17 protein-coding genes are annotated in these 17,143 nt (G+C 62.9%); 12 read left to right on the top strand and 5 right to left on the bottom strand.

The window, feature by feature from the left end; all coding sequences use genetic code 11:
* Positions 1 to 94 precede the first annotated feature (94 nt).
* Positions 95 to 400: an antibiotic biosynthesis monooxygenase family protein gene (locus LJD17_RS02985; RefSeq protein WP_227382609.1), complete on the top strand. Its 306-nt coding sequence runs from the start codon at positions 95 to 97 to the stop codon at positions 398 to 400.
* A 63-nt stretch (positions 401 to 463) separates the two neighbouring features.
* On the opposite strand, the gene LJD17_RS02980 is transcribed toward LJD17_RS02985, so the two are convergent.
* Together LJD17_RS02980 and LJD17_RS02975 are read right to left on the bottom strand one after the other, a co-directional pair.
* The gene (locus LJD17_RS02980) at positions 464 to 1,003 is read right to left on the bottom strand and encodes a cytochrome b (RefSeq protein WP_227382607.1); all 540 of its coding nucleotides are present in this window, start codon (positions 1,001 to 1,003) and stop codon (positions 464 to 466) included.
* A 14-nt stretch (positions 1,004 to 1,017) separates the two neighbouring features.
* Positions 1,018 to 1,446: an antibiotic biosynthesis monooxygenase family protein gene (locus tag LJD17_RS02975; RefSeq protein WP_227382605.1), complete on the bottom strand. Its 429-nt coding sequence runs from the start codon at positions 1,444 to 1,446 to the stop codon at positions 1,018 to 1,020.
* An 88-nt stretch (positions 1,447 to 1,534) separates the two neighbouring features.
* On the opposite strand from LJD17_RS02975, the gene LJD17_RS02970 reads away from it, so the two are divergent.
* From LJD17_RS02970 to LJD17_RS02960, 3 genes are all read left to right on the top strand, one after another.
* On the top strand, positions 1,535 to 1,987 hold the full coding sequence (locus LJD17_RS02970) for a MarR family winged helix-turn-helix transcriptional regulator (RefSeq protein WP_227382603.1): 453 nt from the start codon (positions 1,535 to 1,537) through the stop codon (positions 1,985 to 1,987).
* 70 nt (positions 1,988 to 2,057) lie between these two features.
* The gene (locus LJD17_RS02965; RefSeq protein ID WP_227382601.1) at positions 2,058 to 2,768 is read left to right on the top strand and encodes a glutathione S-transferase; all 711 of its coding nucleotides are present in this window, start codon (positions 2,058 to 2,060) and stop codon (positions 2,766 to 2,768) included.
* Between the two features lie 120 nt (positions 2,769 to 2,888).
* Positions 2,889 to 3,173, top strand: a complete 285-nt coding sequence (locus LJD17_RS02960) for a hypothetical protein (RefSeq protein ID WP_227382599.1) — start codon at positions 2,889 to 2,891, stop codon at positions 3,171 to 3,173.
* Positions 3,174 to 3,192: 19 nt separating this feature from the next.
* Here the strand turns inward: LJD17_RS02960 and LJD17_RS02955 are convergent, their stop codons facing one another.
* Positions 3,193 to 3,984, bottom strand: a complete 792-nt coding sequence (locus LJD17_RS02955; RefSeq protein ID WP_227382596.1) for a class II glutamine amidotransferase — start codon at positions 3,982 to 3,984, stop codon at positions 3,193 to 3,195.
* Positions 3,985 to 4,156: 172 nt separating this feature from the next.
* Between LJD17_RS02955 and LJD17_RS02950 the strand changes: the two genes are divergently transcribed.
* Positions 4,157 to 5,563: a sodium:proton antiporter gene (locus tag LJD17_RS02950; protein WP_227382594.1), complete on the top strand. Its 1,407-nt coding sequence runs from the start codon at positions 4,157 to 4,159 to the stop codon at positions 5,561 to 5,563.
* 169 nt (positions 5,564 to 5,732) lie between these two features.
* On the opposite strand, the gene LJD17_RS02945 is transcribed toward LJD17_RS02950, so the two are convergent.
* Together LJD17_RS02945 and LJD17_RS02940 are read right to left on the bottom strand one after the other, a co-directional pair.
* Positions 5,733 to 6,827: an NAD(P)/FAD-dependent oxidoreductase gene (locus LJD17_RS02945; protein ID WP_227382592.1), complete on the bottom strand. Its 1,095-nt coding sequence runs from the start codon at positions 6,825 to 6,827 to the stop codon at positions 5,733 to 5,735.
* A gap of 69 nt (positions 6,828 to 6,896) precedes the next feature.
* A complete protein-coding gene (locus LJD17_RS02940; protein ID WP_227382591.1) occupies positions 6,897 to 8,507 on the bottom strand; it encodes a phosphoenolpyruvate carboxykinase in 1,611 nt (536 codons plus the stop codon).
* 367 nt (positions 8,508 to 8,874) lie between these two features.
* Here LJD17_RS02940 and LJD17_RS02935 point away from each other — a divergent pair, with 367 nt between their 5' ends.
* The 7 genes from LJD17_RS02935 (at position 8,875) to LJD17_RS02905 (ending at position 17,136) form a co-directional block, all read left to right on the top strand.
* Positions 8,875 to 9,573, top strand: coding sequence for a response regulator transcription factor (locus LJD17_RS02935; RefSeq protein WP_224313989.1), 699 nt, complete (start codon positions 8,875 to 8,877; stop codon positions 9,571 to 9,573).
* A 23-nt stretch (positions 9,574 to 9,596) separates the two neighbouring features.
* The gene (locus LJD17_RS02930; RefSeq protein WP_227382588.1) at positions 9,597 to 11,375 is read left to right on the top strand and encodes a sensor histidine kinase; all 1,779 of its coding nucleotides are present in this window, start codon (positions 9,597 to 9,599) and stop codon (positions 11,373 to 11,375) included.
* A complete protein-coding gene (locus tag LJD17_RS02925; protein ID WP_227382586.1) occupies positions 11,372 to 11,842 on the top strand; it encodes an HPr kinase/phosphorylase in 471 nt (156 codons plus the stop codon). Before LJD17_RS02930 ends, LJD17_RS02925 begins: the two co-directional genes overlap by 4 nt.
* A 90-nt stretch (positions 11,843 to 11,932) precedes the next feature.
* Positions 11,933 to 12,334, top strand: a complete 402-nt coding sequence (locus LJD17_RS02920) for a PTS sugar transporter subunit IIA (protein WP_227382584.1) — start codon at positions 11,933 to 11,935, stop codon at positions 12,332 to 12,334.
* Between the two features lie 4 nt (positions 12,335 to 12,338).
* Complete coding sequence (locus LJD17_RS02915; RefSeq protein WP_227382910.1) at positions 12,339 to 12,665, top strand: HPr family phosphocarrier protein; 327 nt, start codon at positions 12,339 to 12,341, stop codon at positions 12,663 to 12,665.
* 105 nt (positions 12,666 to 12,770) lie between these two features.
* A complete protein-coding gene (gene ahcY, locus LJD17_RS02910; RefSeq protein WP_227382582.1) occupies positions 12,771 to 14,201 on the top strand; it encodes an adenosylhomocysteinase in 1,431 nt (476 codons plus the stop codon).
* Positions 14,202 to 14,562: 361 nt separating this feature from the next.
* The gene (locus LJD17_RS02905) at positions 14,563 to 17,136 is read left to right on the top strand and encodes a sensor histidine kinase (RefSeq protein ID WP_227382580.1); all 2,574 of its coding nucleotides are present in this window, start codon (positions 14,563 to 14,565) and stop codon (positions 17,134 to 17,136) included.
* Positions 17,137 to 17,143 lie beyond the last annotated feature (7 nt).

Below are 17,143 nucleotides of genomic sequence, written 5' to 3'. Positions count from 1 at the left end.
CGCCCTTCGGGGCGCCCTGACTTTTTGTGCTTCGTTCTTTAAGGTGCCTCCCTGTCTTTTCGCAGGAAAACGGCGACGAAGGAGACGCGTCGGAATGCACGTCATCATCTGGGAGTTTGTCGTTTCGAATTCTCATCGTGCAACCTTTGAGAAGGCTTATGGGCCCGATGGCGATTGGGCCCTCCTGTTCCGGGAGGCAGCCGGCTATGTCGGCACGGAGCTGGTACGGGACGAATTGATCCCGGACCGGTATCTGACCATTGATCGCTGGACGACACGCGATGCGTTCATCAAGTTCAAGCAGTCTGCCGCAACCGTTTACGACGATCTGGACCGTCAATGCGAAGGCATGACAGTGCGGGAAGCCAAGGTCGGCACGTTCGACCTCGTATCCTCGTGATAAAATGGCTTTGCGCCTGTCAGGAATTATGGTCCGCCTGTTACGGAGAAAACCGGGAGCCATCTATCGGTCGAGTCGAGGCAGCATACGATCCAAGGTTCCGTCCCGCCGCATATAGTGATGATAAAGAGCCCCCATGATGTGAGCCGCAAGGAGAGCGATCAGGATTCGGACCATCACGCCGTGCGCGACGCGGGGCGGCAGGATATCGAGACGCACCGGAAACAGCATGGTGTCGCCCGTGACCAGCATGATCCCAAGGCCGCTGGCGACCGTCATGCGGATTCCGCTGATCGTGAGGAGCGCAATCAGGATATAGAAGGCAATGTGGACACCTTGGGCGAGGCGATGCTGCATCGTCGCTACACCGATGGGTTCCGGTTGTCTGTCGACCGCGATCCACCAGACGAGCCGGGCCATGGTCAGCAATCCGATCAGCATTCCGACAAGGATGTGCGTCCTATAGAGTCCGACCCGCAGGCCTTCCGTCGCGGACTGCATCATGAACCCAAGAGGGATCATCGTGAGGATCAAGGCTGCGCAAGCCCAATGAAGGCCGAGGGCGACCGCTCCATAGCGAGCGCTGGTGCTTTTCAAGGACATGAGGCGGCTCCCTGTCACCGTACTGGATCGAGTTTCGTGTCGATCTGATAGATCCGCCGGAAGCCGACGTGACTCATTTGAGCGGCCACGGACTTGAATTCAGCTGTCGCAAGGGCGGCGGCGAGCGAGGCCGCGCTTTCCCAGACAGCCTGATTTACCCAAAGACGCGACCCACCGATGGGCTTGTGCAGCATCGTCGAGACAAATCCCGGCTGGCGACGGAGAATTTCGGCGACTTTTGCCCATCCCTGGCGAAAGGCCTCTGCCTGTTCGGTCGGAACGGCGAAGGTGTTGAGAAGAACGACCGATCCTTCCGGGGCAAGCCGGAGCTGCTCGGCGAAACTGATATGGGAGTCTTCAGGCATGGAATCCTGCGCCCAAGCGGCGTTGGCGAGGGAGGTGGCGAGCAGAAGGGTCGGTACGATGGCGTCGAGGGGTCTCATGAGAGCATCTCCTTTCATATAGCATGCTATATATACTTGTATAGCGTGCTATGCAACCCCACAATCGACCTCCTGATCAGGAGACACGATGACCTTCGACAAAGACACATCGGCCGGATACGTGGTCAACCACATGGCGCGCCTGTTTGCCGAGGCGCTGACACAGCGGATTCAGCCGCTTGGCCTCACCACCGGTCAGTTTCCTCTTCTCCTGCAGCTGTGGGCCGAGGAAGGCTTGACGCAAAAGCAACTTGTCGAGCGCCTCGATGTCGAGCAGGCGACGATCGCCAATACGCTCAACCGCATGGAACGCGATGGTCTGGTGCTGCGCAAGCCGCACCCGGTCGACGGTCGCTCACAATGCATTCACCTCACGCGGAAAGCCCGGGCTCTTCAGGGCCCGGCAACAGAAGCGGCTCAGTCCGTCAACGACATCGCGCTCCGGTCCCTCTCGGTCCCGGACCGTCAGGCCTTCTTCGAGACAATGACCGAGGTCATCAAATCCCTTCAGGAAGATCTCAAGCCTCTGGACCGGTCCTAGGAGGATCTGGCCAGAGGCGAGTGGCTCCCTAGGTTATGCGGACGAGCGGACTTCGACAGGAGCATGCCCGATGCCGTATGAACTCTATTACTGGCCTGGAATTCAGGGGCGCGGCGAGTTCGTGCGGCTGGCGCTTGAGGACGCTGGAGCGGATTACGTGGACGTCGCCCGCCACGAGGGTGGCATGTCGGCGATGATGCGGATGATGGAAAACACGACGCATCCGTCTTTCGCGCCTCCCTTCCTGAAGGATGGAGACCTCGTGATCGGCCAGACGGCGGCGATCCTGCTTTATCTCGGAGCCCGTCTGGGACTGGCTCCCAAAGATCCCACAGGAGGCCTCTGGACGCAGCAGATCCAGCTTACCATCGCGGATCTCGTGGCGGAGGCGCACGACACGCATCATCCCATCGCCGTCAGCCTGTATTATGAGGACCAGAAGAACGAGGCGCTGCGGCGTGCCGAGGACTTTCGCAAGGAGCGGATTCCGAAATTCCTGGGCTGGTTCGAGACGGTCCTCGCCCGTAATCCGGCCGGCGATGCCCATCTGGTGGGCGCGACTGTGACCTACGCGGACCTGTCCCTTTTTCAGGTCGTCGAGGGATTGTCCTATGCCTTTCCTCAGGCAATGAAGCGCGCGCTCGGTCGGTTTCCACGGGTCGCAGCCTTGCATAAGGCCGTCGCCGTCCGGCCGCGAATTCGCGCCTATCTGAACAGCGAGCGACGCATTCCCTTCAACCAGGAGGGGATCTTCCGTCACTATCCGGAACTGGACGGATAGGGCTGGGCGGCCCGGCCGGCAACGATGCCTTAAGAATCCCATGCGCAATGTCGCCCCGCAGCGTGTTTGTGGACGAGATTTCGGGCCTGGACCGTCTGCAATGTGTGCGTGGAGTATCCGATGAGCGACGAATCCGAGACTATTGCGACCCGCCTTTGGCGTGACCGTGTGAGCCTACGTGAAGCCGAGCGCGACGCGGCGTTGGCCCGGGCCCGCCAGATGGAGGACAAGCTCGCGGAGCTGATGGCGGAGAACGCCCGCCTGACCGCCGAGATCGCGCGCCTGAAAATGTCGGCCGGATCGGAAGCCATCAGCTCTCACTCCGAGACCGAACTCCAGATGGAGGCCCTTCGCGGCGCTCTTCTGCCCCTCATCGCATCGGATCTGACCCGCGACGCCGCGTGAGGAATGCCACGCGAAGAGATCAGGCCGCCAGGCGGCCCATCGCCTCGTTGAGACATTGGACTGCGACCTCGCGGCCGCTCCGGGCCACGAGGCTGCAGCCCTTGGGCACTTCGCGCCACCCCATGGCCTTGTCGTCGATGGGTTCCGACACCACCAGCAGATTGCCGGCGCTTTCGCGGAAATAGAGCGTGGGCGGCTGGCCGTCGCACGACCAGCGATAGGCCCAGAGGCTTTCGCCGTCGGTCACGGCCGCGGTGAATTTCAACGGCTCCGTGATCCCCGCCTCCTCCATCAGGCCCCGCACCCGCTTCAAGGTTCGCGCCATGGCCGAGACCGGCTCGTCGGTCAATCCATGGGCCAGGGCAAGCAAAAAGATGGCCTCCGAATCCGTGGTGCCGAGCCGCTTGTCGTACAACTCGTCGGGGATCAGCGCCTCGAGGCGACGCTTGATCCGCCCATAACCGCCGATCTGACCATTGTGCATGAAGAGATAGCGCCCGTGAGCGAAGGGATGGCAATTGGCGCGGGTGGTGGAAGTTCCGGTGGAGGCCCGCACATGGGCGAAGAACAATCCAGAACGCACCTGATCGCAAAGGCTTCTCAGATTCTCGTCGGACCAAGCAGGCCTGACTTCCCGGTACAATCCAGGCTCGGGGCGCTCGCCATACCAGCCGATCCCGAACCCGTCGCCATTGGTCTCGGTCTTGGCTTCAACCGCATGAAGCGACTGATGAACCAGGGAATGCGCCGGCGCGCAGACGAGATCGGTCAGGAAGATCGGCTCTCCCCGATAGGCAAGGAAGCGGCACATAAGCGTCTCAAGTCCCCAGGTGCTGCGGCACTCTTCGTGAAACCTTGTTGTATGGTCTCTCACTTAAGGTGAATAGCCGGTTAACACTGAGGCGTTGCCCGGTCACCCGCAATCCCCTAAATCTTGCGCCATCATGAAAACGCCAGCCAAACTGGCGACAAGGGGGATTTGCATGCTTCGTGCCTTGGGCCCGGCGCTCTTGACCGGATTGATCCTTTCGCCGAACGCCGCCTTCGCGGCGGAACTCGACGGACGAAGCTTAAGCCTTCTCTGGGCGCTTCCCTTCGGGGGCATTCTTTTATCGATCGCCCTGTTTCCCTTGCTGGCTGCGCACACCTGGGAACACCACCAGGGCAAGATCGCCGCTCTGTGGAGCCTGCTCGTGCTCGGGCCGATGGCGCTCCTGATCGGTCCCGGCACAGCGCTCCAGGCCCTGGCCCATACGGCGCTTCTCGAATACATCCCCTTCATCCTTCTCCTGCTCGCCCTTTTCACCGTGGCGGGCGGCATTCTCATCCGGGGCAACATCCATGGGGCCCCGGTGACGAACACGGCGCTCCTCGCCATTGGAACCGTGCTGGCGAGCTTCATCGGTACGACAGGCGCTTCCATGGTGATGATCCGCCCGGTTCTCCGAGCGAACGACGACCGGGTCCACAACGCCCACGTGGTGGTGTTCTTCATCTTTCTCGTGTCGAATATCGGCGGCTCCCTGACGCCGCTCGGCGATCCGCCGCTCTTCCTCGGCTTCCTTCGTGGCGTCGATTTCTTCTGGACGACGACCCATCTCTTTCCGGAGACCCTGTTCGCCAGCCTGCTGCTGCTCGTCGTCTTCTTTATCTTCGACGCGTATCTCTACCGAAAGGAAGGCCGCATTCGCCCTGATCCCACGCCGGATCAACCCGTTCGCGTGACGGGCGGAATCAACTTCGTCCTGATCCTCGTGATCATCGCGGCCATTCTGTTCAGTGCCACCTTCGACCTCGGTCGCTTCAGCATTCTGGGGACGGAGATCGAAACCGCCAATGCGGCGCGGGACCTCGTGATGATCGCGGTCACGTTCGTCTCTCTTGCCCTCACGCCAAAGGCTAACCGGGAGGAGAACGGTTTCTCTTGGGGCCCGATCAAGGAAGTCGCCAAGCTCTTTGCCGGAATCTTCGTGGCGATCATCCCCGTGCTCGCCATGCTCAAGGCAGGCTCGGACGGCCCCTTCGCACCGCTGGTGGCGCTGGTGTCGAACCCGGACGGGAGTCCCAACAATGCCGCGTATTTCTGGCTGACCGGGGGCCTCTCGTCCTTCCTCGACAACGCTCCGACCTACCTGGTCTTCTTCGAGCTCGCGGGAGGCGACCCGCAGCATCTCATGACCGCGGGCGCGCAGACCCTCGCTGCCGTTTCGGCAGGCGCCGTGTTCATGGGCGCCAACTCCTATATCGGCAATGCGCCGAACTTCATGGTCTATGCCATTGCCCGCGACAAGGGCGTCGGGATGCCGAGCTTCTTCGGTTATCTGGTCTGGTCGGGACTGATCCTCATCCCGACATTCATCATCGTGACGCTGCTGTTCTTCCGGCATTAGGGAGAGCCGCGCCACCGTCATTCCGGGGCGAGCGAACGCGAGAGCCCGGAACCCAGAGCCGCTCACGCTCCCGGATCAGGAGCCATGGCATCCGTCGCGTTCTCTTTCGTCACCCTCAGCGTGTATGGGTTCCGGGCTCGCCTGCGGCGCCCCGGAATGACGGAGGAGGTCAATTGCTCAACCGCGCCGCCACGTCGTCGGCGATCGACAGGCTCGATGTCAGACCGGGGCTTTCGATACCGAAAAGATGCACGAGACCCGGCAGACCGTGCTCCTGCGGCCCATCGATGATGAAATCAGCCGGCTTTTGGCCCGGACCGGTCAGCTTGGGACGCACGCCCGCATAGTCCGGCACCAGCGCTCCATCGGCAAGGCCGGGCCAGTAGCGACGGATGGAGGCATAAAAGCTCTCGGCCCGGCGCGGATCGACCTCATAATCCTCCCGCTCGATCCACTCCACATCGGGGCCGAACCGCATGCGTCCGGCAAGATCGAGCGTCACATGGGTGCCGAGCCCCCCATCGACCGGAGCGGGATAGATGAGATGCCGGAAAGCCGGCTTGCCGAGGCAGCCGAAGTAATTGCCTTTCGCAAGAACGAGCGGCGGCACCCGGCTCTCCGAATAGCCCTCGGTCGCGTAGGCGATGGCCTGAGCGTGAAGGGAGGCCGCATTGATCACCGCATCGACCGGAAGAAGGGCGGGCTCGTCGCCGCCCGTCTGCACCGACCATCCGCCGGAGGCCCGCGCGATGCGCTTCACGGGCGCATGGAAGGCAACCATGCCGCCGGCATCCTCCAGATCGCCCTGAAGCGCGAGCATGAAGGCATGGCTGTCGATGATCCCGGTCTCGCGGGACAGCACCGCGCCGGTGCAGGATAAATTGGGTTCGAGAGCCATCGCGTCGGCTCCGGTCAGGAATGATAGACCGTCGACCCCATTGGCGATGCCCTGCTCGTAGATGCCCTCGATCTTCGCCTGCTCGAGATCGTTCGTCGCCACGATGAGCTTGCCGCATTTCGCATACGGAACCCCATGGCTCTCGCAGAATGCATAGAGCATCCGGCGTCCGGCGACGCAGTGGCGGGCGCGCAGGGAGCCCGCCGGATAATACATGCCGCCATGGATCACTTCGCTGTTCCGGGAGGAAACGCCGTTCCCGATCCCGCCCGTCGCCTCGGCGACGATCACGCCGTGACCTCGCAGGGCAAGCGCGCGAGCAATCGCGAGACCGACGACACCAGCCCCGATAACCAGAACATCCATCCGTGCATCTCAACAAAAAACGGCGGCTTGGAAGCCGCCGTCCGTTTATAGAATGATCCGCCTCATGACTTAAGCGGCGATCGACATCTGCGGCGCCGCTGCCCTTACATCGGCATCCACATGGTCCTCGAAGCGCTTGAAGTTCTCGTTGAACATGTCGACGAGGCGCTTGGCGGTCTGGGCGAAGGCCGCTTTGTCGGCCCAGGTCTTGACCGGATAAAGGATATGAGGCTCGACGCCCGGCACCGAGGTCGGCACCGCAAAGCCGAAATACGGATCGCGGCGGAAATCGGCGCGGGACAGGGAACCGTCGAGCGCCGCCGTCAGCAGGCGGCGCGTGACCCGGATCGGCATGCGCCGACCGGTGCCGTACTTGCCGCCGGTCCAGCCCGTGTTCACGAGCCAGCAATCCACATGGTGCTTGGCGATGAGGTCACGCAGCAGGTTGCCATAGACCGACGGATGGCGCGGCATGAAGGGCGCACCAAAGCACGTGGAGAAGGTGGCCTCCGGATCCTTCACACCTTTCTCGGTGCCGGCCACCTTCGCCGTATAGCCGGAAAGGAAGTGATACATGGCCTCGGCCGGCGTCAGCTTCGCGATGGGCGGCAGCACACCGAAGGCATCGCAGGTGAGCATGACGATGTTCTTCGGGATCCCGGCCCGGCCCGTCGCGCTCGCATTGGGAATGAAGTCGAGCGGATAGGCGCAGCGGGTGTTCTCCGTCTTCGACGCGTCGTCGAAATCCGGAATACGGCTGATCGGGTCGATGATGACGTTTTCCAGCACCGTGCCGAAGCGCTCGGTGGTGGCGAAGATCTCCGGCTCCGCCTCACGGGACAGGCGGATGGTCTTGGCGTAGCAGCCGCCCTCGAAGTTGAACACGCCGTTCGGCCCCCACCCATGCTCGTCATCGCCGAGCAGGATGCGGTTGGGATCGGCGGACAGGGTCGTCTTGCCGGTGCCGGACAGCCCGAAGAAGACGGCCACATCGCTGGAATGCCCCACATTCGCCGAGCAATGCATCGGCATCACGTTCTCAGCGGGCAGCGCGTAGTTGAGATAGGTGAACACGGACTTCTTCATCTCGCCCGCATACGACGTGCCGCCGATCAGGACGATCTTACGGGTGAAGTCGCAGGCGATCACCGTTTCCGTCCGGCAGCCGTGGCGGGCGGGATCGGCCTTGAAGGAGGGCAAGTCGATGATCGTGAGATCCGGCGCGTAGCTCTTGAGCTCGCCCCGCTCCGGACGGATCAGGAGATTGCGGATGAACAGGGAGTGCCAGGCGAATTCCGTGAAAACCCGCGCCCGGACCCGGTAGTTCGGATCGGCGCCGCCATAGAGGTCCTGCGCGAACAGCTCCTTGCCTTCCGCATGGGCCAGAAAATCCTTGAGGAGCGTATCGAACTGCTCGGGCGTGATGGCGCCGTTGTTGTCCCACCACACGCTGTCCTCGGTGGCGGCATCGCGCACCACGAACTTGTCCTTCGGGGAGCGGCCCGTATGGACGCCGGTTTCAGCCAGAAGCGCTCCACCCTGGACGAGCTTCGTCTCGCCGCGGGTCAAGGATTGTTCGTAGAGGGCTGGGGCCTCGAGATTCCAGTAAACCCGCTTCAGATTGCGGAAGCCGATGGCTTCCGTGCCATGTGCGCTGTTGAAGACGCCGATAGTGTCCACGAAAGACTTCTCCTGATCGCCAGCCGCCTGATGCGGCCTGGATGCCATTACTGATGGCGGCTCTTAAAGATCCCAGGCGGTATAAAGTTTCCTCCAACCTGGGCAGAGAGAATTGTTTAGGCCATGCGTCGTCCTCGTCAACCGAGGCGTTCCATTTCATTCCATTTTTGCCGCCCGGCTCTCCTTATGACCGTTCATCTCCGGTTGAGCTGAGGTGCTTAAAGTCCTCATTCCGCGCCCGACCACTGGCACTTTGCCGGGGAAACCTTACTTATGCCATCAGAAAGGCGCAGTTCGGCACGTTTCGTCGCCTCAGGCGTTGTCCCGCAACGCACTGACGCCGGTCGATTCTAGCAAGGAAGAGTTCATGCCAACGATCGCTCTTGTTGACGACGATCGCAACATCCTCACCTCGGTTTCCATCGCCCTGGAGGCGGAGGGGTACCGGATCCAGACCTATACCGACGGCGCTTCCGCCCTGGATGGCCTGAAGCATGCCCCGCCGGACCTGGCGATCTTCGATATCAAGATGCCGCGCATGGACGGCATGGAACTCCTGCGCCGCCTGCGTCAGAAGTCCGACCTGCCCGTGATCTTCCTGACCTCGAAGGACGAGGAGATCGACGAGCTGTTCGGCCTCAAGATGGGCGCCGACGACTTTATCCGGAAGCCCTTTTCGCAAAGGCTCCTGGTCGAGCGCGTGAAGGCGGTCCTGCGCCGCTTCGCGCCCCGGGACCAGTCGGCTCCGCGCGAGGCGGACGCCAAGGCGCTGGAGCGTGGCCAGCTCAAGATGGATCCTGAGCGCCACGCCTGCACCTGGAAGGGTGAGCCGGTGACCCTCACGGTGACGGAATTCCTCATCCTCCAGGCGCTCGCCACCCGTCCCGGCGTGGTGAAAAGCCGCAACGCCCTGATGGATGCGGCCTACGACGATCAGGTCTATGTGGACGACCGCACGATCGACAGCCACATCAAGCGGCTGCGCAAGAAGTTCAAGTCGGTTGACCCCAACTTCGAAATGATCGAGACCCTCTACGGCGTCGGCTATCGCTTCAAGGAAGGCTGACGCCCGATAGCCCTGAGAGAGGCATGAAGGCTGACCCGACCGACGCCGAAGCCATGACAGACGATCCCCCCGCTCCGCGCGGCGTTCTCGCGCGGCTGCGCGGCGTCGCCCACAGGCTGCGGCAGCGCACCTCCTCGAGCCTGACCCGGCGGATCGTCGTTCTCAACCTCGGCGGGCTCTTCGCCCTTCTGATCGGCTTCCTGTATCTCAATCAGTTTCGGCAGGGGCTGATCGAGGCGCGGGTTCTCAGCCTGCTGACGCAAGGGGAGATCATCGCCGGCGCCATCGCCAGTTCGGCAACCGTGGAAACGGACACGATCACCATCGATCCGGACAAGCTGTTGCAAATGCAGGCGGGCCAGACCGAACGCTTCAATGAGGAAAGCTATTCTCCCCTCGAATTCTCGATCAACCCGGAACGGGTGGCGCCTCTCCTGCGCCGCCTGGTGACGCCGACCCGGACCCGCGCCCGGATTTTCGATCGCGAAGGCGCGCTCCTGCTCGATTCGCGCAATTTCTATTCCCGTGGCGACATTCTCCGGCAGGAATTGCCGCCGGTCGCGGAAGAGGACACCAGCTTCATCGAGCGCAGCTGGAACATGGTTCGCGGCCTTTTTGTCCGCAAAAAGCGCATCCCGTTCGAAGAACCCGGTCCCAGCAACGGCAAGTCCCTTCCGGAGGTGCAGCAGGCCTTCGGCGGCCAGAGATCCTCCGAGGTGCGCATCAACGCCCGCGGCGACACCATCGTGTCGGTTGCGGTTCCGATTCAGCGCTTCCGCGCCGTCCAGGGGGTCCTGCTCCTGTCGACGCAAGGAGGGGACATCGACGGGATCATCGCCTCCGAGCGCTTCGCCCTCCTCCAGGTCTTCCTGGTGGCGGTCCTCGTGATGATCGTCCTGTCCCTGCTCCTGGCCAATGCCATCGCGGGTCCCGTGCGACGGCTCGCGGAGGCGGCCGAAAGGGTGCGCTGGGGAACGAAATCCCGGCAGGAAATCCCCGATTTCACGAAGCGCTCCGACGAGATCGGGCACCTCTCCGGTGCCCTGCGCGACATGACGCGGGCCCTTTACAACCGCATCGACGCCATTGAGAGTTTCGCGGCGGATGTCGCCCATGAGCTGAAAAATCCGCTCACATCCCTGCGCAGCGCCGTGGAAACCCTTCCCTTGGCCCGAAGCGAGGATTCGCAGAAGCGGCTCCTGTCGATCATCCAGCATGACGTGAAGCGCCTCGACCGGCTGATCAGCGACATCTCGGATGCATCCCGGCTCGATGCCGAGCTCGCCCGCGCCGATGCCGAACCCATCGACATGGGCAAACTCCTCAACGCGGTCGTCTCGGTGGCGAACGAGCGCCGTCGCGAAGGCGATCCGCTCGTTCTCCTCAAGGCCGAGGCGCAGGGGCGGCATCCTTTCCTAATTCTGGGACACGACAACCGGCTCGGGCAGGTCTTCAACAATCTCATCGACAATGCCCGGTCGTTTTCCCCGCCGGACGGCACGGTGCGGATCTTCCTGCGGCGGCGGAAAACCGATGTCGAGATCGTCGTGGAGGACGACGGTCCGGGAATCGAGCCTCATGCCTTCGACCGGATCTTCGAGCGCTTCTACACGGACCGGCCGGAGCAGGGTTTCGGTCAGAATTCCGGGCTTGGCCTTTCCATCTCACGGCAGATCATCGAAGCCCATCGGGGGATTATTCGGGCCGAGAACCGGCTCGGCCCGCCCGATGAGACGGGCGAACCCCGAAGGCTCGGCGCCCGCTTCGTCATCCGTCTTCCGGCGGCGGGCCCCCAGGGATGACGGGATCGCCGGAGGCTCGGGAAACCGTTCATGCCGGCTGCGTCATGATCGGCGAGGCCGGTATTCTGATCCGGGGGCCCTCCGGGTCGGGAAAGTCGACCCTCGCCCGGGAACTGGTGCGCCAGGCCCGGGCCGAGAGGCTTTTCGCCGGGGTCGTCAGCGATGACCGCACCCGCCTTGAGGCTCTCCATGGCCGCCTGATCGCGAGACCGGTCACGTCTATTGCGGGGTACAGGGAAATCCGCGGGATCGGCATCGTCCAGGCACCGTTCGAGGCGGCGGCGGTGGTTCGGCTGATCATCGACCTGTCCGAGGAGGAGCCGGAGCGCCATCCCGAGGCCACGGATTCGGGGGTCCGTCTCTGCGGCGTCTTGCTCCGTCGCATTCGGGCCCGAACTAGGGCACCCTTGCTTGATATCGCTCTAGGCAGTCTGAGCGGTGTCTACGATGCGGTCGTGACACTGTGATGAAGTTTTTATCTTCGATGCTCTTGCGCTTAGCTTCGCGGTGCACAAAATAGCGGCTCCGCTCAACGGAGCGATCGGACCAGTAACATTATGATTGGCATGGTGCTCGTCACCCACGGGCAACTCGCGACGGAGTTCAAGGCCGCGCTCGAGCACGTAGTGGGGCCCCAAGAGCAACTCGAAACGATAACGATCGGACCTGACGACGATATGGAGACGCGGCGCAAGGACATCATGGCCGCCGTCTGCCGGGTCAACTCGGGTCAGGGGGTCGTGGTTCTGACCGACATGTTCGGAGGTACCCCCTCGAACCTGGCCTTGTCGTGCATGAACGGAAATTCCGTCGAGGTGGTCGCTGGGATCAATCTGCCCATGCTCATCAAGCTGGCCAGCGTCCGCGATGAGGAAACGCTGACGGATGCCGTCTCGCACGCTCAGGAAGCGGGACGCAAGTATATCAACATTGCCTCACGCGTTCTGACCGGGAAATAGAATGATGGACCGCTCTGCGGACGAGGATTGCGATTGCCCGCCTGCTCCTGTTCCTGACGGCGCCCAGGTCCGGGAGCTGCGGATCACCAATCGCCGGGGCCTCCATGCCCGGGCCTCGGCCAAGTTCGTGCAGACGGTCGAACGCTTCGATTCCGACGTGACCGTCACCCGTTGCGGAGAAACCGTGGGCGGACGCTCGATCATGGGGCTCCTGACCCTGGCGGCTGCCCAAGGCACAACCATCACCGTCACCGCAAAAGGCCAGGATGCCACCTTCTGCCTCCAGGCCATCGACGACCTCGTCTCGAACAAGTTCGGCGAGGACGAGTGATCGGCAAAACATATAAAGACATCTTTATATGTTGATTGCTTCCCTTCCGGCTCTCTGGTAAGACGGCGCCGAACCTACCGGTCCAACCGAGCCTAAGAGAGCCCCATGAGCCAAGCTGCCGCGAAAAGCGCGAACGATGCGCGCGACTACATCGTCAAAGACATCAGCCTCGCCGATTTCGGCCGCAAGGAGATCTCGATCGCCGAGACCGAGATGCCGGGCCTCATGGCCGTCCGCGAGGAATACGGCCTGAAGCAGCCCCTGAAAGGAGCCCGCATCGCCGGCTCGCTGCACATGACCATCCAGACCGCGGTGCTGATCGAGACCTTGAAGGCTCTCGGCGCCGATATCCGCTGGGTTTCCTGCAACATCTATTCCACCCAGGACCACGCCGCCGCCGCCATCGCGGCCGCCGGCATTCCGGTTTTCGCCTATAAGGGCGAGAGCCTGAAGGAATACTGGGACTATACCGCCAAGCTGTTCGACTGGCACGGCGGCGGCATGCCGAACATGATCCTCGACGACGGCGGCGACGCCACGATGCTCGTGCATCTGGGCCTGCGCGCCGAGCAGGGCGACGTAGCGTTCCTCGACAAGCCCGGCTCCGAAGAGGAAGAAGTCTTCTTCGCTCTCATCAAGCGCCTGCTCAACGAGAAGCCCAAGGGCTGGTTCGCCGAGCTCGCGAAGTCCATCAAGGGTGTGTCGGAAGAGACCACCACGGGCGTCCACCGTCTCTACATCATGGAGAAGGAAGGCAAGCTCCTTTTCCCGGCGATCAACGTCAACGACTCGGTCACCAAGTCGAAGTTCGACAACCTCTACGGCTGCCGCGAATCCCTGGTCGACGGCATCCGCCGCGGCACGGACGTGATGATGGCCGGCAAGGTCGCCATGGTGGCCGGCTTCGGCGATGTGGGCAAGGGCTCGGCCGCTTCCCTGCGCCAGGCGGGCTGCCGGGTGCTGGTGTCGGAGGTCGATCCGATCTGCGCCCTTCAGGCCGCCATGGAAGGCTACGAGGTCACGACCATGGAGGACGCGGCTCCCCGCGCCGATATTTTCGTGACGGCGACGGGCAACAAGGACGTGATCACCATCGACCATATGCGGGCGATGAAGGACCGTGCCATCGTCTGCAACATCGGCCATTTCGATAACGAGATCCAGGTTGCAGGCCTCAAGAACCTCAAGTGGAACAACATCAAGCCGCAGGTCGACGAGATCGCGTTCCCGGACGGTCACCGCATCATCCTGCTCTCCGAGGGCCGCCTCGTGAACCTCGGCAACGCCATGGGTCATCCGTCCTTCGTGATGTCGGCTTCGTTCACGAACCAGACCCTGGCCCAGATCGAGCTCTTCACCAACCAGGGCAAGTACGAGCGCAAGGTCTACACCTTGCCCAAGCACCTGGACGAGAAGGTCGCCTCCCTGCACCTCGAAAAGATCGGCGTGAAGCTCACCAAGCTGCGTCCGGATCAGGCTTCTTACATCGGCGTTTCCGAAAGCGGGCCGTTCAAGCCGGATCACTACCGCTACTGAGCAACCTGTCTGATCGCCTCGGAAAAACCCGGCTCGGCCGGGTTTTTTCATGCCTTTCTCGGACTTGGCCCCTCCGATTCGACAGGCTTGACCCTGAGACCCGCCTCCGCTGCAATGCGCATCGGCGGCTTGTGCACAGGTTTTCCAAAGGAACCTTAAGGCGACCTTAACCCCCTTCCTGGCGGAGTCAGGGGTGGTCTAGAGTGAACGCGATTCGTCCGGTGGTGTCAGGTTTGACGAAACCGGGACGCAGTTCCGTTCATGGCAACACAGGACCCGTTTCGGCGGCGTCGAACGACGCACCGGAATCAGGATTGCTTTGGCTTGGCGCAAGGCGCCACTTGAGAAAGGACAGCAGGGGATGGCCCGCGACAGGGAGCAACGCGACGGTGAAGGATCAGGCGAATCGCGCCTGGCTGCCTCCACGTCCCTACGGGCTCCCCTGGTCGCAACCCTTCTGTCCGGAATTTCCTGGCCCGCGCTCGCCGCGGAGCTGCCCTATGCCCTGGCCGAGCGGACGGCCGGCCTCATCGGCTTTCTTCGCGGCTGGAAGCTCGAGAACGCAGCCTATTTCGGGCTGTTCTTCGGCCTTGTGGCCTTCTCGACCACGACGGCTCTGATGCTCCTGCGCGAACAGCGCCGTCATGCGCGGGTCGAGCGGGCCCTTCGGGCCGAAGTGATGTCCCTTCGCGGAGCGGACGATCTCGCAAGCCTTCTGATGGGTTCCGAGCGCCAGCTTCTGGTGAGCTGGTACGGCCGCGATGCGGAGCCGCGTTTCGAGGGCGATCCGTCCATTATCGGAAACGGAGCGCCCGCCAAGCGCGCCCTGGCTTTCGGGGCCTGGCTGGCCCCGACCGACGCCGCCACCATCGACGGCGCGCTCGAGCAATTGCGGCAGCGGGGCGAGTCCTTCCGCCTGACGGCCAGGACCCTGGCCAATCGGTTCCTCGATGTGGAAGGGCGCACGGTAGGCGGGCGGGCGATCCTGCGCCTGCGCGATGTGACGATCGACCGGGCCGAGCTCCTGACGGTGCGGTCCGATCTGGCGGTGGCGCAGGATGATCTGCGCGCCATGACGACTCTGCTCGACGCGATCACCTATCCCCTCTGGATCCGGGACGAGGACGACAAACTCATCTGGGCGAACCAAGCCTATCTGCGCTCCATCGAGGCCTTCGATGTCGGTGATGCGGCGGCCCGCTCCCTCGACCTTCTCGGCGAGCGGACCCGGGAGGATTCCCGGCGACAGCGCAGGACGGGAGCGACCTTCACGGCGCGGGTCACGGCCGTGATGGCGGGGCAACGCTCGATCCTCGACGTCGTGGAACATCCGACTCCCGGCGGGAGCGCCGGCATCGCCATCGACGTCTCGGAACTTGAAGCGGTACGCACGGATCTGCAGCGGCAGATGGATGCGCATGTTCGGACCCTCGATCAGCTTCCGACGGCAGTCGCGATCTTTGACGGGTCGCAACAGCTGATCTTCAGCAATGCGGCCTATCAGCAGCTCTGGGGTCTCGACGCCGCGTTTCTCAGCTCGCGCCCGACCGACAGCGAAGTGCTCGACCGTCTCTATGCGGCCCGCAAATTGCCGGAGCAGGCCGACTTCCGCGCCTGGAAGACCGAAATCCTTGCCAGTTACCGCGCCGTTGATTCCCAGGAAACCTGGTGGCATCTGCCTGACCGCCGGACCTTGCGCGTCGTGATGAACCCCAACCCCCAAGGCGGCGTGACCTATCTGTTCGACGACGTCAGCGAGCATATTCAGCTGGAATCGCAGGTCACGGCGCTGACGCGCGTCCAAAGCGAAACCCTCGACACGTTGAAGGAAGGTGTTGCGGTGTTCGGTTCGGACGGGCGCCTCAAACTGTCCAACCGGGCCTTCATGGACCTGTGGAACCTGCCTGCGGAGCTGATCGCGGATCATCCACATATCGATGCCGTCATCAAGACATGCCGTGTGCTGGCCCCTCAGGACGAACCGTGGATCGACATTCGCGGCGCGGTTGCAGGCCTGCCCGACATGCGCATGGGTTTCGGCTGCCGGATGGAGCGGCGGGACGGCACCGCCCTCGATTGCGCCGCGCAACCGCTGCCCGACGGCGCGACGCTCCTCACCTTCATTGACGTTACGGCAAGCGTGAACGTGGAACGGGCGCTGACGGAGCGCAACGAGGCGCTGGAGAAAGCCTCGCGCCTGCGCGACGAGTTCGTGCACCACGTGTCTTACGAGCTCCGCTCGCCGCTCACGAACGTCATCGGCTTTGCACAGCTTCTGGGCGAGGAGACGATCGGCCCGCTCAATCCGCGCCAGCGCGATTACACCGATCACATCATGCGCTCGTCGGCCTCCTTGCTGGCAATTCTCAACGATATTCTCGATCTTGCGTCCATCGACACGGGCTCTCTCGAGCTGACGCCGGAAGTCGTCGATATCCGCTCGACCATCGAGGCGGCCATGCGAGGCCTTGAGGACCGGCTGGCGGAATCCTCGCTTCAGGTCATCATCAATGCGCCGAGCGATATCGGCTCCTTCGTGGCCGATGGGAAACGCGTCAGGCAGATTCTGTTCAATCTCCTGTCCAACGCGGTCGGCTTCTCGTCGCCCGGCCAGAGCATCACGGTCTCGGCGCGCAAGAGCGGCAGCGAGGTGATTTTCGAGGTCAGGGACGAGGGTCGCGGCATTCCGCCCGAGATCAAGGCGCGAATCTTCGACCGTTTCGAAAGCCATACGCTTGGAACGCGCCACCGGGGGGTGGGACTGGGATTGTCGATCGTCCGCTCCTTCGTGGAGCTCCACGGCGGACGCATCGAGCTGGCCTCCACCCCCGGCGTGGGCACCATCGTGACTTGCATCTTCCCCAACGGACGATACGAATCCCCCTCCGACGGTCGCTCCGCGTCCCACGCGGTTCCGCCATTGGCGGCAGAATAAGGAGCGG

The sequence above is a fragment of the Microvirga rosea genome (genome assembly GCF_020595095.1).
Classification (GTDB): domain Bacteria; phylum Pseudomonadota; class Alphaproteobacteria; order Rhizobiales; family Beijerinckiaceae; genus Microvirga; species Microvirga rosea.
Note: the sequence above shows the minus strand (reverse complement) of the source record. Positions and strands in the feature narration are given on the sequence as shown.